Source organism: bacterium (assembly GCA_024224155.1).
In the GTDB taxonomy this organism is placed as follows: domain Bacteria; phylum Acidobacteriota; class Thermoanaerobaculia; order Multivoradales; family JAHEKO01; genus CALZIK01.
On sequence record JAAENP010000507.1, the window covers coordinates 1 to 1,270 of the forward strand.

At 62.5% G+C, this 1,270-nt stretch carries 4 protein-coding genes; all 4 read left to right on the top strand.

Annotation, left to right across the window (positions count from 1 at the left end; translation table 11 throughout):
• A partial coding sequence (locus tag GY769_23880) for a bifunctional homocysteine S-methyltransferase/methylenetetrahydrofolate reductase (protein ID MCP4204960.1) occupies nucleotides 1-234 on the top strand: 234 nt, incomplete at its 5' end.
• Nucleotides 231-884, top strand: coding sequence for a hypothetical protein (locus tag GY769_23885; GenBank protein ID MCP4204961.1), 654 nt, complete (start codon nucleotides 231-233; stop codon nucleotides 882-884). The genes GY769_23880 and GY769_23885, both read left to right, overlap by 4 nt.
• Nucleotides 877-1,083, top strand: coding sequence for a hypothetical protein (locus tag GY769_23890; protein ID MCP4204962.1), 207 nt, complete (start codon nucleotides 877-879; stop codon nucleotides 1,081-1,083). Before GY769_23885 ends, GY769_23890 begins: the two co-directional genes overlap by 8 nt.
• Nucleotides 1,083-1,270: trimethylamine methyltransferase (locus GY769_23895; GenBank protein ID MCP4204963.1), on the top strand; the 188-nt coding region annotated here is incomplete at its 3' end. The genes GY769_23890 and GY769_23895, both read left to right, overlap by 1 nt.

Sequence of the window (1,270 nt, forward strand, 5' to 3'; positions counted from 1 at the left end):
CTCGTCGCGCAGGCTGTGCAGAGCGTCGAGGTCCCGATCGTGGCGCAGCCCAATGCCGGCGAGCCCATCGTGAGAACCGCGGGAGTGCACTACGATACCCAGCCTTCCGACTTCGCGGCCGGGCTCGCTCGCCTTGTCGAGCAGGGAGCGCGCCTGGTAGGCGGTTGTTGCGGTACCGAGCCCCCTCACCTCCAGGCTACCCGGCTAGCCCTCGAGATCTCATCCCAAAGATGATCTTTCGAGATCTCGAGATCGCGGTCGATCCGGACGAAGTGACGAGGCGACTGGGCTACCGCCGCGGCGCCGAACCCAGGGCTCACCTGGCACCGAGGATCGAGCGTCTCTGGCAGCAGGGCCTCGAGCTGCTGCATCCCCGAGGTGGATTCGTCATCGTCCAGGCCGATCGGGCCGAGAGCCTCGGCGTTCCCGGAGCTGAGGACGAAGTCGCTCTCGCGGCCTGCACCATCGGAGTCGAGCTCGAGGACGAAGCACTGCTTCGCGGGCAACAGGGAGGGGCCCTGGATTCCCTGGTTCTCGATGCCCTGGGCTCGGCGGCGGCCGAAGCGACCGCCGATGCCCTCAACCGAGCGATCTGCTCGCATGCTTTCGCAAACGGACGATTCGCCAAACCCCGGATCAGCCCAGGCTACGGGAGCTGGAACGTCGGCAGACAGAGCGAATTGCTTTCGACCTTGCCGACCCACGAGCTCGGCATCTCGCTGACGGACAGGGGGATGATGGTTCCCCAGAAGTCCGTGAGCTTCGCCGTCCGCTTCGATTCGATTTCGAGAGAGCCCGAAGAGGCCTGGAAGGTCTGCGCCCGATGCGGCCTGCTCGACTGCGACCACCGCCGGACCCGAAACAAGGAGACGCATCATGCATGACACGTTGCGGCCGAGACTGGAGCTCTTCGCTAACGAGGCGATCGATCGCATTATCGACCAGGCGATCGAAGTCTTGAACGATGTCGGAATTCGTGTCGAAGACAGCGAGGCCCGAGCCTTGCTCCAGGAGGGTGGAGCCCAAGTCCGCGGCGCTCTCCCGGCTGAGGTTCCCGCCGAAATCACCGAGGAGCTAGGATAATGAAAACTTTGTACAGAGTCTTATCCGATGAAGAACGTCATCGGGTGCATGAGGAATCGCTTAATCTCCTTGAGAATACGGGTGTCCGGGTCGAGACACCTCTGGGTCGAAAAATCTTGAGGGATGTGGGCGCGGATGTAGATGACGGCGATAGGTTGGTGAAATTCCCCAAAGCTCTAGTAGAGTC

Bases quoted from the DNA above. Each gene is read 5' to 3' on its own strand.
- GY769_23885 (MCP4204961.1), top strand. From the start codon at position 231: ATGATCTTTCGAGATCTCGAGATCGCGGTCGATCCGGACGAAGTGACG.
- GY769_23890 (MCP4204962.1), top strand. From the start codon at position 877: ATGCATGACACGTTGCGGCCGAGACTGGAGCTCTTCGCTAACGAGGCG.